Below are 13,635 nucleotides of genomic sequence, written 5' to 3'. Positions count from 1 at the left end.
TGCAATGAACATTACGCGTCGTACTTTGATGAAGAGCGTCTCGCTGGGAGCCGCGATGGGGATGTCCGCGCCGTCGATTCTGCGTGCACAGACTGCAAAGATCTATCGTCTCGGCATCACCACGCCACCGGGCCACCCCTGGAACCTTGCGGCTGAAGCCGTCGGCAAGCGTCTGGCCGAAGAAACAAACGGGCGCCTCGCGATCCAGGTCTTCCCTTCGAACCAGCTCGGCAACGAAGGCGCCATGCTGCAGCAGATGCAGTCCGGTGCGTTGGATCTCGGCTGGATCATGACCGCGGAACTCGGCTCGCGCATTCCCCAGATCGCGGCCATCAATGCGCCGTGGCTCGTCAAGAGCACCGAGAAGGTCGCTGCGCTCGTTCGTCACCCTGCCGCAATCAAGCTGCTGGACGTACTGCCTGCCCAAACCGGCACGATTGGACTTGGTTACGGCATCACCACCCTGCGCGTCGTCTTCACCGGCCAGGAAACCGGCGGCATTGAAGATATCAAGGGTATGAAGCTGCGTATCAACACGACGCCGGCCTACCGTGACTTCTATCAGCTGCTCGGCGCAGCGCCGACGCCAATCCCGACGCCGCAGGTGTTTGACGCTATGTCCAACGGGCAGGTGGACGGACTTGAAGCCGACCTGGATCTCTCCTGGAACCAGCGATATGACAAGGTCGCCAAGACCATGCTGCGCATGAACGCCATCTTCATGCCCTGTGTCGCGCTGGCTTCCGGCCGCATATGGAAGGGCGTTCCCGAAGCGGATCGCGAACTCATCGCCCGCCTTACCCGCGAGGAGCTCGACAAACAGATCGACGCGACCGTCGCAAAGGAAGCCACCCTCCTGCAGAACTTCAAGAATACCGGTATCAAGATCGTCGATATAGACCTGCAGAACACCGCCGAGATCATCGCCGCCTATGACGAGATCTGGCTGCCGAAGGCGCCGGTTCTGAAGGAGCTTCGGGAAGTCGGCGCAAGCCTCTGACGGAAGCAGTTTCACGTATCAATACGGCTTTCCCTTCGGGGGAAAGCCGTATTGGCAAAGTCGAACATACCGCCGCCCTTGAGCACGGAACGCCGGACGCGGACGGCGGGGATCACACCATTTGCCTGAGGCCGTCGGCAACTTGCCGCACCGAACTCATCCATCGAGCATCGCGCTATATTCCGGATGCTTTACCGCGAAGGCGGCCATGAACGGGCATTTGGCGATAATGCGAGCTTGTCTTTGGCGGAGCGTCTCGAAGACCCCACGCGCCAGCCGTGTGCCGATGCCTTGCCCGGAAAGTGCCTGTGGAACCTCCGTGTGGGTAAGAACGACCCGGCCGTCTTCGTTGCGGTAATAGGCAACGGCAAGCTCATCGCCGACAGCAAGCTCGAAGCGTGATGCCGCGACATTGTCGGTGATCGTGCCGTTCATTGTCTCACTCCAATCGTTCTCTTCGGCGGACGGTCGCCTGGGGCGGGTCTCGCTCAATTCAGCGTGCGGCCAAGATGGATCGTCAAACACGGCAGGGGAAGGGAATTTTTGCCTTTGCGATCGGCAAAAACTGGCTCCTCGTCGGTCAAATCCTCCACACGCAGGCCGGCGATTTCCGATTGTCTACGTCCACCTGCCTGATCGCGCAGATCAATCAGGCGGTTACTGGCGCAGGTCGCCAGCAACAGGACGAGAGTATCACCCGTAACGGCCTTTTTTGCTCTTTCGCTGACGTGGGCGATTGCTGGCTCTCACGGCCAATCTGAGTGCACTTTTAAGCGATGGTGCGTCGAAGTACCCGGTGAGGCCGCGCCAGTCCTTCCTTGCCGAGCTCGGCATGCAGTGCTGCGACTGTTTCAGCCAAGAAAGCATTCTGCGCGGGCGGCCCGACGACGCTGACGCGAGGCAAGGCTGTTGCGGAACCGGCCGAGGTATCCGCACTTACGCAAAGGACTGTCGGCATCGACTTGATTAGCGTAAGCTAACGTTAGGGGTACAGTGATGCACCGCGTGGTCACCATAGCTGTTGCCGCGCTTGCGGCTATCTACATCTGCCCCGCGCAGGCGGAGGTAGTGATCGGGGTTTCGGCCGCGATGACCGGACGGCTCGCGTGGATCGGCGAGCAGGGTCAGCGTGGGGCAGAGATGGCCGTAGCCGACATCAATGCGGCGGGCGGCGTCCTTGGCCAGCAGGTGCGCGTCATCAACGTCGACGATTTCTGCGATCCCGAGCAGGCCGTGGCGGCAGCCAAGAAACTGGTGGCTGACGGAGTGGTGTTCGTCGTCGGACATTACTGCTCCGGCGCCTCGATCCCGGCATCAAAGATCTATGAGGAGGCGGCGGTTCTGCAGATTTCACCAGGATCGACCAATCCGCTGTTGACCGAACAGGGCCGTGACAACGTTTTTCGAGTCATAGGTCGCGACGATAAGCAGGGGATCGTGGCCGGCAACTACCTGGCCGATGAATGGGGCGAAAAGAAAATCGCGATCCTTCACGACGGCACGACCTATGGTATGGGTCTCGCCGGTGAGACAAGAAAGCAGTTGAACAAGCGGGGCGTAACCGAAGCTGTCTACGACGCATACACGCCTGCTAAGAACGACTATTCGGCGGAGATCGCTGCGTTACAGGCCGCTGGTATCGCCGTTTTGTATGTCGGCGGGTATCATGCCGAGGTTGCGTTGATTGTACGCGCTGCACGCGACCGCGCCTACGCGCTTCAGGTCATCTCCGGCGACGCCCTGGCTACCGAAGAGTTTGCGCTGATCGCCGGCCCGGGAGCCGAGGGGACCCTCTTTACGTTCTCCGCGGACCCGCGGCGAAACCCCGAAGCTGCCCCGGTGGTGGAGCGGTTCCGTGCCGAAAACTTCGAGCCCGCAGGTTACACACTGCTGAGCTACGCTGCCGTCCAACTCTGGGCGCAAGCGGTCGATAAGGCAGCCTCGCTCGAACTGCCGGCGGTCATCGCGACACTGCGCGGACAGGAGTTCGACACTGTGCTCGGCCCGGTCGATTTCGACGACAAGGGCGACCTCACGAACCAAAGCTGGGTGTGGTACGTCTGGCGGGGTGGAGAGTATGTGCCGGTTGAATAGCAGCCCGCCACACGCCGCCGCGTCACTTCAGATTAAGTGTCGCCGCGATGCTTGAACGCCTAGGCATACGCGGCCGCCTGTTGCTGGCTTTCTTCGGCATCAGCACCTTCGCGGTGCTCGCGACGGCAGCTGCTCTTTATGCCTTCCTCCAGGTAGGCGAGGTTGTCGACAGCATAACAAAGGATCGGGTGCCGTCGGCGCTGGCGTCCCTCCAACTGTCGCGTCAAGCCGAGCGGGTCGCGGCAACTGCTCCGTCTGTACTGAATTCAACGAGCAAGGTACGGCACAACGAGGTCTCGGCTGCGATCGGGGTCGAGATGGCGCGCCTAGAGGAACTGCTTGCCGCGCTCAAGGGGGGCACGCTTGGCACGGCGGCGGTGGCCGAGATCGAGGCGGCGGTGCTTGGTCTGCGGCGAAACCTCGACGCACTCGACGACCTTGTCGCCGCCAAGCTCACCGTAGTCGCGCGCAAGGAGGAGTTGTTACGTCGCTTATCGGCTACGACAATTGCAGGCCAACGCCTTCTGGCGGCTGGCATCCTGGTGATGAATTCCAAGCTTGCGCAATGGAGAACTGTCGCGGCCGACGCGTCGCTCGCCTCAGACCGACGCGCGGCGGCGACTTCCGACCTGGTCGAGGCGATTAAGGGCTACATCCCCCAGCAGAGGGCACACCAGGAGATATCCGCCGTCAACGACGCGCTGGTTAAGTTGGCGAACGCGCCGACGCCAGGCGATCTTGCATTGATGCTCTTTCCGCTGCGCCGGTCGCTCGCCGTCCTCGAAACGGTTTCAGCCGAGATCGACGAGAAGCTACGGTCCCGCTTCCAACAGCGGGTGGGCGAGTTCAAGGCGCTGATCGATGGTGGCAACAGCATACCGAAGGCTAGACAGGACGAGTTTGCCGTCCTGGCTGAGGGCGAAAAACTTCTGGCCGAAAACAATCGGCTGTCCCGCAGTCTCACCGCTGCTGTCGATCGCCTTGTCGCTGCGGCAAACCGTGAGATCTCCTCGTCCGGTCTCGAGGCCGCGGTCGTCCAGCGCTACGGCACCGGCGTTGTCCTTGGCTCGGCCGTTCTCAGCCTGTTGAGTTCGATTCTGATTGTCTGGCTCTATGTCGACCGCAGTCTTCTCGCCCGTCTGGGAAGCGTGAGCCAGGGCATGCTCGCGATCGCCGACGGCAATCTTTGTGCGCCATTGCCTGCCGCGGGCCACGACGAAATCGGCCGCATGGCTGAGGCGCTCAGGCTGTTCCGGGACACGGCTGTCGAGATCGAGGAAAAGAATCTGCGCGAGGTTGCTGAAGCACGCCAACGGCTCGTAGATGCCATCGAGAGCATCTCGGAGGGGTTCGCTCTCTATGACGTGGAGGACCGGCTCGTTCTCAGCAACAGCCGCTACCGCGAACTGCTCTACAGCGATGTTGCGATCGAATTGACGCCCGGCACCACATTCGAGCACATCATCCGCCGGTCCGCCGAGCGCGGCTACATCAAGGATGCCGAGGGGCGCCTCGAGGAATGGGTCGCCGAGCGGCTCTCCCGGCACCGCAATCCTGGTGAACCGTGGGTGCAGCGGCGAAGTGACGAGCGATGGATAATGATAGGCGAGCGCCGCATCACAGGCGGCGGCACGGTGGCCGTTTACTCGGACATCACGGAGTTGAAAAAGCGGGAGGAGAACCTCGCGGAGAAATCCGCAGCCCTCGAGGCGCTGTCGAGCAAGCTGGCGAAGTATCTGGCACCACAAGTATACAACTCGATATTCACCGGCCGTCAGGACGTCAGGATCGCCAGCCAGCGGAAGAAGCTGACGATATGCTTCTCGGACATTGCCGGCTTTACCGAGACCACCGACAAGATGGAGTCCGAGGATCTCACCCAGCTCCTCAATCACTACCTGACGGAAATGTCGAAAATTGCTTTGGAACACGGCGCCACCATCGACAAGTATGTCGGCGACGCGATCCTGATGTTTTTCGGGGACCCGGAGACCCGCGGCGTCAAGGAGGACGCGCTCGCCTGTGTTGAGATGGCTCTCGCCATGCAGAAACGGATGAGCGAACTTTCAGAAATCTGGCGCGACATCGGCATTGAAACGCCGCTACGATGCCGCATCGGCATTCATACCGACTACTGCACGGTCGGCAACTTCGGCAGTGAAGATCGGATGGACTACACGATAATCGGCGGCGCCGTGAATCTCGCCTCGCGCCTCGAGCAGGAGGCGCCGGCGGGGGCAGTGCTCATTTCCTATGAGACCTTTGCGCAAGTGAAGGACACAATCGCTTGTGTCGAGCTGGGGCATGTCCAGATCAGGGGTATCGCCTATCCCGTCGCCACATATCGTGTCCTCGATCTGAAGACCAATCTGGTCGCCGCACGCAGCGCCGTTCGAACCGAGCTGCCGCATCTCAGACTAGAAGCGGAACCCGAGTTGATGTCTGCTGGCGAGCGAGATGAAGCCGCGACTGCGCTTCGCGACGTGCTCGATCGACTTTGCCACAAGCCTGGGTAGCGTGGTTCGCTCGAACCCGGATCGACGACTACTACTGCGGTCACTTCGTCGACCAGCAGTGATGTATCGTCCCCATCGGGAGCTGAACTGCCCGGGTCTGCTACAGCCTGAGGCCCCCAGCATCGGCGGCTCCAATTCGGGCAGGATCTGCCATGGCCTCAGACGAGGCCTCGGGGATGCGCACAATCTGTGCTGTTCTAGCGATCTAATGATCGATTTTCATTCCCGGCCCATCTGAAACCGTGATGGTGGAACTCCCGTCCAGCGTTTGAACGTGAGCGTGAAGTGCGCGGAATCACCTTTGATGTGGGCAGAGATAACGAATCCGACCACCGCCTCACCGGAGACCAAGCCAATCTATCGCGTTTTTGAGGCCGCCGGGAATGCTGCGGACATATTATGATCCGGATTTCGGCCGGCACAGTCCCTACATTCCTATCAATTGAGATCACATTCCGACGTGGGCGAACATACGACGGTGTTCGGGAATTGAGAATTGTGATCACGCAATATGCAATAGTAGCGAATGCTAATACAGACTCTCAAAATAATGCTCCTGATGTGGTAAAATCGGCTTTGGGAGCAGCGCCGGCTCGAGGAGATGCCGGACGGCGTTTCAAGTTGTCGCGTGTCTGTTCGCATGGGCGTCGAGCTCGCATCTCCGCCGTACCGGATAGGGTAGGGCCCCCTACGAAAAAGCGGCCTTTGGATATCAACTCGGAATGGGAGGTGTACGATGGTTCGCAAACTGTTTCTCGTCTTAGCTGCCGCGGCGTCCGCGCTGGCGATCAACGGGGTCGCATGGGCCGATTTCACAGTCCTCGTGCCATCGAGCAGCGAGGGTGACGGCCTTAGGGCTGCTGCCGACGACTACTCGAAGATGAAGGGCACGAAGGTGGAGATCGTGCAGGCGCCTTATGCCAATGTGTTCGAACAGGGCGCCAATGCGGGGGCAACCAAATCCGGCGTGTTCGACATCATCTTGATGGATGACCCGTGGATTCCGTTTTTCGCCGAGAACGGACACCTCGAGGATTTGACGCCATACTTCAAGAATGCGGGCATGGAAGGCCCGGACAACGACTTCCTGTCGAAGTCGCTGGCGATCTGTCGCACCCCTTACAATACGGGACCTTATGTGTGCCTGCCCTATGTGGGAAACGCCCAGATGTTCTTCTATGACGCCGCCAAGTACAAGGAAGCTGGCGTCGAGGCTCCCAAGACCTGGGATGACGTATTGAAGGCGAGCCAGACCCTAACCAAGAACGGCGGAGGTCGCTATTTCGGTTATGTCTTCCGGGGCGGCCAGGGTAACCCGGTCGTGGCCGACTTCATGCCGATCTTCTGGTCCTACGGCGCCAATATGTTTAACGAGGATCGCACGAAGGTGACGATCGATACGCCGGAAGGCGCGGCCGCGATGAAGATGTTCATGGCGCTCCGCGACGTTTCTCCAAAGGGGATCGAGAGCTACAATGCCAACGAAGTGGGTACGGCGCTTGCTGCTGGTGCCGCCGCCTCGTCTATCAACTGGCCGAACTGGGTTGCGACCTTTGAGGATCCGAGCCAGTCGAAGATGGTTGGCAAGATTTCCTACGCCCCAATTCCGGCGGGCACGAAACCGGGCAGCTCCGAAATCGGCCATTGGACCATGGGCATCATGTCGGCCTCCAAGAATAAACAGGAGGCCTTCGACTTCATGGTCTGGGCGACCTCGGCTGAGCAGATCAAGATTTCCGCCACCCGCGGCAATCCGCCTGTCCGAGCCTCGGTCTTTGCCGATCCGGAACTGACCTCGCAGGAACAGTTCCGACACTATCCGGTGTTGATGGAGGCGATCCAGGCCTCGACGCCTCGTCCACGCCATCCGAAGTGGCCGGAGATCGAGAATGCCTTCGGTATAGAGCTTTCCAAGGCCGTCGCAGGCACGATTACGCCAGAGGAGGCGCTGAAGAGCTCACAGGCAGCAGTCGAAGAGATTACGGGCCTTAAATAGGCGGCGATGCGATCTGCGCGGAGCGGGGTTTTTGGGCCCCGCTCCCATGGTGGTGACGGCAATTACCCGTAGCGCTCGCGGGGTTTGAGGTGCGTATGGACAAGCTGTTCACGGGAGGGAGATGTTGACGCCCGATCAAGGCACATTGACCACGCCGCTTCGCATGGGCGGCGGTCTGGAGCGTTGGGCAGAGCGCCATTTGCGGATCCTCATGCTTGCGCCAACGGTCCTCATATTGCTCGGGCTGACGATCTTTCCCAGCCTCTATATGTTCTATGCCGCGGTTCACAAAATCAGCCCGAACCCCGATCTGCCCTGGGAGTTCGTCGGCACCGACAATTTTGCTCGACTGCTTTCCGACACGCAATTTCACGTCGCACTCTGGAACACGACTGTCTTTACAGTCGTGGCAGTGACGACCGAATTCCTCCTCGGTCTCGGCCTGGCGCTGCTCCTCGATAAATTCATCCGCCGACTAGCCTTTCTCAAAACCGTCCTGATGATCCCCATGATGCTGCCGCCGGTCGCCGTCGCGATCACCTGGAAGATCATCTACGAGCCACAGTTTGGCGTCCTCAACGAAATCATGTTCCGTCTCGGTCTTCCACTGCAAGCCTGGGCGGGCGACGTGAACCTCGCGATGTTTTCGATCATCGTTGCCGATGTTTGGCAGTGGACGCCCTTCATTTTTCTTCTGATGTTGGCGGGGCTGGCAAGCCTGCCGGTCGAACCCTACGAGGCCGCAGCGCTCGACGGCGCCTCGTCATGGCGGCAGTTCTGGGATCTGACGCTGCCCTTCCTGAAGCCGGTCATCGCCATTGCCTTGCTCCTGCGCGTCATGGATGCGCTGCGCCTTTTCGACCTGGTCTTCATCCTGACGGGGGGAGGTCCGGCAGACCGAACGAAGGTCTTGAGTCTATACATCTATCAGGTCGCCTACCGCTTCGCCGATCCCGGCTACGCTGCGGCGATCTCGCTCTTCGTGCTGTTCGTGACGATCGCGCTGAGCACCTGGTTCATGAAGCGCATGCGGCTGGCGGAGTGAGGCGACGATGGCGACGATAAGAACACGCAGCCGGGTCCGGGAGATGCTTCTCAGACTATCCGCCTATCTGGCGATCCTCATCGCGCTGATCTTGACGCTGTTTCCCGTTTATTGGATCGCGGCGAATTCGTTCAAGTTCGACATCGACATCTTCGCAGTACCGCCCGAATGGCTGCCGCGCAACCCGACATTGAAGCACTACGACGAAGCGTTCATCCAGCGGCCGTTCCTGCGCTACGCATTGAACAGCTTGCTCGTTGCGGCCGGAACCACGATCATTTCCGTAGGCTTTGGCACGATGGCTGGCTATGCCTTGGCGCGCTTCAGCTATCCGTGGCAGTGGCGAAAGCAGATTTCGTTCTGGATCCTCTCGACGCGCATGATGCCTCCTATCGTCAGCATCATTCCGCTGTACCTGTTTTTCAACTACTTCGACATGCTCAACACGAAGTCGGCGCTCATCGTCGCCTATACCGCCTTCAACCTGCCGTTCGCGACGTGGATGATGAAGAGTTATTTCCAGGACCTGCCGGTCGAACTGGAAGAGGCCGCGATCGTCGACGGGGACACGCGCTGGGGCGCATTCCTGCATGTCGCTTTGCCGCTCGCGCGTCCAGGGCTCGCGGCGACGGCCATCTTCTGCCTGATCATCTCGTGGAACGAGTTCCTGCTTTCCCTGATCATCACGCTCACCGAGCAGTCGCAGACGCTTCCGATCGGCATCGCCGGGCGGGTGACGCAGTACAAGACCTATTGGGGGGAAATCAGCGCCGCCGGGTTCATGGCCTGCGTGCCGATCGTCATCTTCGCTTTCATCGTTCAGAAGCATCTTGTCCGGGGGCTGTCTCTCGGGGCCGTCAAGGGGTGAGACCATGGCGTCCGTCACGTTCACCAATGTCTCCAAGAAGTTCGGCGAATTCATCGCGGTCGCCGACTTCAATCTAGAGGTCCGGGACAAGGAGTTTCTCGTCCTGCTCGGCCCCTCCGGTTGCGGCAAGACGACGACGATGCGCATGGTTGCCGGTCTCGAGGAGGCGACATCGGGCGATATCTACATCGATGCGGAACGCATCAATGGCGTCCTTCCAAAATATCGCGACGTCGCGATGGTCTTCCAGTCATATGCCTTGTATCCGCACCTCAGTGTCGAGGACAATATCGGCTATCCACTGAAGATCCGCAAAGTGCCCCCAGCCGAATACAAGCGACGAATAGCCGAGGTCGCGCGGCGCGTTGAACTCGACACGATGTTGTCGCGTCTGCCGAAGGAACTCTCCGGCGGTCAGCGCCAGCGCGTGGCACTCGCCCGCGCCATCGTCCGCACGCCACGTGTTTTTCTGATGGACGAGCCGCTTTCCAATCTCGACGCCAAGCTTCGTACTCAAATGCGCGCCGAGCTGAAGCATCTCCAGCATGAACTGCAGGTCACGACGATCTATGTCACCCACGATCAGATAGAGGCGATGACACTCGCCCACCGCGTGGCCGTGATGAACAAGGGCGTGATCGAGCAGCTCGGAACGCCGAGGGAAATCTACAACGATCCGCGCACCCTCTTCGTTGCCGGATTTATCGGCTCGCCGCCGATGAATCTGATCCCCGGGGAGGTGACAAACGGCGTGTTCGTTAGGGCCGGCCTAAGGGTGGCGGGTCTTGGGCGGGCAAACATCTCTTCCGCCGTTCTCGGTGTGCGTCCAGAGGACGTCCATGCGGCCGGAGCCGAGGATGCCGACGTCAATCTGGTTGCGCCGATCTATTCGGTGGAGCTCACGGGCGAGAACACGCTTGTAAGCCTGCAGTTAGGCGGCCAACTGATGACTTTGCGCGCCGACAAGAACTTCGCTGGCCAGATTGATCAGCGGATCGGCGTGAAGGTTGCGACAGATCGCGTCTTTCTGTTCGATGGAGGGACACAATACCGTGTCGACTTCTGACATCTGGACGGCGGCGATTGCAATCACAGTGGCATTCGCCGCGGCCGCCGCCGATGCCGGTCCCATCGACGGCAATCCGCTGATCGAGATCCCTGCCGGCGCGTTCGTCTTCGGTCGTGACGACGGCCCCGAAAATGAACACCCGCGCCGCGTTCTGTGGGGGCGGGCCTTTGCGATCAACCGTACCGAGATCACGAACCGACAATACGGACGCTTCATCGATCAGACCGGTCACCGCCCCGCCTTCTACGCAAATCACCCGGTTCTGGGATTGGACGACCGGCCGGTCGTCGGGGTGAGTTGGGGAGACGCCGATGCTTTTTGCAGTCACTACGGGTTGGCGCTGCCGTCGGAGCAACAATACGAGAGAGCGGCACGCGGAACGACGGGCAGCGCATTTCCGTGGGGCACGGCCTCTGGGGACTTGGTGCGGGCAAATTCCGGCGCGGATATCTGCTGCTCCGGCGACGCGCGCGACGGTTATCCGATGACCGCGCCAGCAGAATCCTTCGCCGATGGTGCAAGCAGCGATGGCGTCCTCAATCTTGTCGGCAATGTCTGGGAGTGGACCAGCGATGTTTACGCGCCCTATGACGGTGGGGCTGCGGCAAACGTTACGGGGCTATACCGCGTGCTTCGCGGTGGCTCCTGGAACAGCGATGCACGCCACCTTACGACGACCTATCGCCTCGCCTACAATCCGGAATTTCGTTTCTCAGCCAATGGTGGCTTCCGATGCATTCGCTCCGCGGCTTGACAATCGTTGCCAGTCTTCTGTTCCTGGCAGTCGGCGCCAGCGCAGAGCCGGCAGTCGCACCCGGCTACCGGCTAGAGACCGTTAACCTGCCGGGCGCCGCGTTCGCCGGTATGTCCCGCGACGGCGAGGCTCTGCTCGTCACCGATCTGGCCAGCGGCCGGCTTTATCGCGGCGACTTAGATGGTAAGCTCGTCGCATTCGGTCCGGTCTTTTCGCATGGCCTCGATGTGATCGGCGACCCAACCGGTCCCTATCGTGTCGTGCGTGCCGGCGACGTCCTTGTTGTCGCCCAAGGGTGGACGCCGGCCAACTCCGACGCAGGCCCATATGACCACGCCCTCATTGCGATCGATGGGGCTGGCGCGGTCCGCGTCATCAGCAGCGATTTCTGGAATCCGTTCGACTTCATCTTGGCGAACGGCGTCTACTACGTGATCGATGCCGCGCGAAACAGTGTCGAACGGGTGCAAACGGATGGGCAGAAGAACACGATCATGACGTTCCGCCGTATGGCCGAGGCGGCGACGGCACTGCAGGATCTTTCGCCGACAGAGTTCGCAACCGGGAACAGCTATGAAGTCGATGCTGTGCCGACCGGGATCGGGCTGCGCGACCGACGCCTTTATGTCGCGCTGTTCGGCGGCTTTCCTTTCCTTGCCGGTGCTGGAAAGATCGTATCGATCCCCGAAACCGGTGGCGCGTCAAATCCGCGACTTGACGTCGATGGCCTGAATGCGCCCGTTGCTATCGCCTTCGACAATGATGGAGCGATGCTTGTTCTCGAACATGGTATCTACGATCAGCCGGAAGGTTTCCGGAAAGGCAGCGGTCGTTTGCTCAGACTCGACACAATGACGGGCAGCCGAAAGATCATTCTCGACGCCTTGACACGACCGGTGTCCGTCCTCGTCTGGGACGAGCGGCGGCTCGTCGTTTCCGATCTGGGCGGCAACCTCCATTTTCTGACACGTGAATAGGCGCACTGACTACCAGTGTGACGACCTATCGAGGCGAAGAGGGTGTCGGGTCGCACTTCAAATGGGCAACGAGTGCTTCACCGCTGACAACTGCGCGAATGCCGCCGCAACCGTAGTAACCGCATATGATGATGGTTTAACGCCAAGCAATTGAAAGCATATTCCACGATGGACAACATGGGTCAGTCGGATCGATCAAGTTGGCGACGTTGCGGTGCAGGAACACCTCGCCAGACTCCAGGCCGGCGATGACGTTGGCCGCACGCTGCTATCGGAACACCCGATCCATAGATACTCTGCCGCTGCAGTTCCGACAAACGCTCGCGTCGGCTTTCAAGGCTCTTCTCTCTTCTGACCAAATCCTGTTTCTATCGAAGAGTTCTGCGATCATCAGATGCTCCTGCTGGTGAAGACACCAGCCTTCCTTGGCCAACATGTGTCAAATCTAAACCTGAAACCCGTCACCCATGGCTCTTCCAGGCAAGGGAAATCAATCCGCACGAAACATCAATGCGAAGAAGGGACGCTCTGGCAGCGACACGACGGTCGCGGAGAGTCAGGTTATCGGCATCAAAGCGGCGGTTGTGGAACACGTCGAGAATCAACTCTCTCGTTCGCTGCGCTCCGAGTTGCCGATGGGGGCGCAGGGGCGGGGGCAACTCTCCGAAGCATGCCGTCCTCTCGTCGTCCTGGTGCTGGTCCTGCTGGGCACGTGAACTGATCGATGCACCCTGATCGTTCATAAAGATTGTCAATCCTTGTAGGATTGGGTGGCGAAAGGATGCACACATGCATATCTCTTTGACCGAAAAGCTCGATGAATATGTCCGCGATAAGGTGGCGTCGGGCCTCTACAACAATGCCTCGGAGGTGATCCGCGAGGCGCTGCGTCTCAAGATTGCGGGGGAAGAATCGGATGCGGCGAAGCTGCAGCAACTGCGCGAGGCGCTGGATCCTGCCTGGCGTCAGGCCGACGCGGGCGCTTGTGTCCCCTTTGATCTGACCGCGATTCTCGATGAACTCGACCAGGAAACGGCGCATGCCTGAATTTGCGATCACGCCGCTTGCTCGTGAGGATGTGAAGGAAATCGGCCGCTACACCCAGCGAACTTGGGGAGTGGCGCAGCGCGATTTGTATCTGCGTGGGTTCGCCGCTCTGTTTGAGCGCCTACGCACCGGCGCGATCGTCGGCCGGTTTGAGCGGCATCTATAGCCCTCTCCAATGCGACAGCCGGTCGTGGCCAGTTAAAAGTGAGAATGCGGCTGAACCTCGGTCCGATTGGGGCTGTCTGCGGGGTGGTCATTTCGTGCCGGCG

The 13,635-nt window shown here is 60.1% G+C and carries 13 protein-coding genes and 1 pseudogene; 12 read left to right on the top strand and 2 right to left on the bottom strand.

What is annotated here, in order from left to right; genetic code table 11:
* The first annotated feature begins 4 nt into the window (after positions 1–4).
* On the top strand, positions 5–1,000 hold the full coding sequence (locus ASD03_RS36170) for a TRAP transporter substrate-binding protein (protein WP_057219015.1): 996 nt from the start codon (positions 5–7) through the stop codon (positions 998–1,000).
* A 156-nt stretch (positions 1,001–1,156) separates the two neighbouring features.
* Here the strand turns inward: ASD03_RS36170 and ASD03_RS36165 are convergent, their stop codons facing one another.
* Both ASD03_RS36165 and ASD03_RS41025 read right to left on the bottom strand, forming a co-directional pair.
* Positions 1,157–1,435, bottom strand: a complete 279-nt coding sequence (locus tag ASD03_RS36165; RefSeq protein ID WP_057204785.1) for a GNAT family N-acetyltransferase — start codon at positions 1,433–1,435, stop codon at positions 1,157–1,159.
* Between the two features lie 62 nt (positions 1,436–1,497).
* Positions 1,498–1,810, bottom strand: a pseudogene (locus ASD03_RS41025) (integrase); the annotation flags it as partial.
* Positions 1,811–1,996: 186 nt separating this feature from the next.
* On the opposite strand from ASD03_RS41025, the gene ASD03_RS36155 reads away from it, so the two are divergent.
* The 11 genes from ASD03_RS36155 to ASD03_RS39615 all read left to right on the top strand — a co-directional run bounded on the left by ASD03_RS36155 (position 1,997) and on the right by ASD03_RS39615 (position 13,532).
* Positions 1,997–3,094 carry a branched-chain amino acid ABC transporter substrate-binding protein gene (locus ASD03_RS36155; RefSeq protein ID WP_057219011.1) on the top strand — a complete coding sequence of 366 codons (1,098 nt, stop codon included), beginning with the start codon at positions 1,997–1,999 and terminating at the stop codon, positions 3,092–3,094.
* Positions 3,095–3,141: 47 nt separating this feature from the next.
* Positions 3,142–5,610 carry an adenylate/guanylate cyclase domain-containing protein gene (locus ASD03_RS36150; protein WP_057219009.1) on the top strand — a complete coding sequence of 823 codons (2,469 nt, stop codon included), beginning with the start codon at positions 3,142–3,144 and terminating at the stop codon, positions 5,608–5,610.
* Between the two features lie 736 nt (positions 5,611–6,346).
* Positions 6,347–7,606 (top strand): ABC transporter substrate-binding protein, encoded by a 1,260-nt coding sequence (locus ASD03_RS36145; protein WP_057219007.1) that lies wholly within the window; start codon positions 6,347–6,349, stop codon positions 7,604–7,606.
* A 121-nt stretch (positions 7,607–7,727) separates the two neighbouring features.
* Entirely contained in the window at positions 7,728–8,651 is a 924-nt protein-coding gene (locus ASD03_RS36140) for a sugar ABC transporter permease (protein ID WP_057219005.1), read from the top strand.
* A 7-nt stretch (positions 8,652–8,658) separates the two neighbouring features.
* Entirely contained in the window at positions 8,659–9,519 is an 861-nt protein-coding gene (locus tag ASD03_RS36135; protein WP_025429155.1) for a carbohydrate ABC transporter permease, read from the top strand.
* Positions 9,520–9,523: 4 nt separating this feature from the next.
* Positions 9,524–10,585, top strand: a complete 1,062-nt coding sequence (ugpC, locus tag ASD03_RS36130) for a sn-glycerol-3-phosphate ABC transporter ATP-binding protein UgpC (protein WP_057219003.1) — start codon at positions 9,524–9,526, stop codon at positions 10,583–10,585.
* 16 nt (positions 10,586–10,601) lie between these two features.
* On the top strand, positions 10,602–11,342 hold the full coding sequence (locus tag ASD03_RS36125; RefSeq protein ID WP_057219269.1) for an SUMF1/EgtB/PvdO family nonheme iron enzyme: 741 nt from the start codon (positions 10,602–10,604) through the stop codon (positions 11,340–11,342).
* The gene (locus ASD03_RS36120; protein WP_057219001.1) at positions 11,321–12,319 is read left to right on the top strand and encodes a ScyD/ScyE family protein; all 999 of its coding nucleotides are present in this window, start codon (positions 11,321–11,323) and stop codon (positions 12,317–12,319) included. The genes ASD03_RS36125 and ASD03_RS36120 overlap by 22 nt, the downstream gene beginning before the upstream one ends.
* 467 nt (positions 12,320–12,786) lie before the next feature.
* Positions 12,787–13,035, top strand: coding sequence for a hypothetical protein (locus ASD03_RS36115; protein WP_057204771.1), 249 nt, complete (start codon positions 12,787–12,789; stop codon positions 13,033–13,035).
* 85 nt (positions 13,036–13,120) lie between these two features.
* Positions 13,121–13,366 carry a type II toxin-antitoxin system ParD family antitoxin gene (locus ASD03_RS36110; protein ID WP_234907813.1) on the top strand — a complete coding sequence of 82 codons (246 nt, stop codon included), beginning with the start codon at positions 13,121–13,123 and terminating at the stop codon, positions 13,364–13,366.
* Positions 13,359–13,532 carry a type II toxin-antitoxin system RelE/ParE family toxin gene (locus ASD03_RS39615; protein ID WP_156408145.1) on the top strand — a complete coding sequence of 58 codons (174 nt, stop codon included), beginning with the start codon at positions 13,359–13,361 and terminating at the stop codon, positions 13,530–13,532. Before ASD03_RS36110 ends, ASD03_RS39615 begins: the two co-directional genes overlap by 8 nt.
* The last annotated feature ends 103 nt before the right edge of the window (positions 13,533–13,635 follow it).

This window comes from Ensifer sp. Root127 (genome assembly GCF_001425225.1).
Classification (GTDB): Bacteria; Pseudomonadota; Alphaproteobacteria; order Rhizobiales; family Rhizobiaceae; genus Ensifer; species Ensifer canadensis.
The sequence above is the reverse complement of the archived record's forward strand: the minus strand, read 5'-3'. Positions and strand labels throughout refer to the sequence as shown.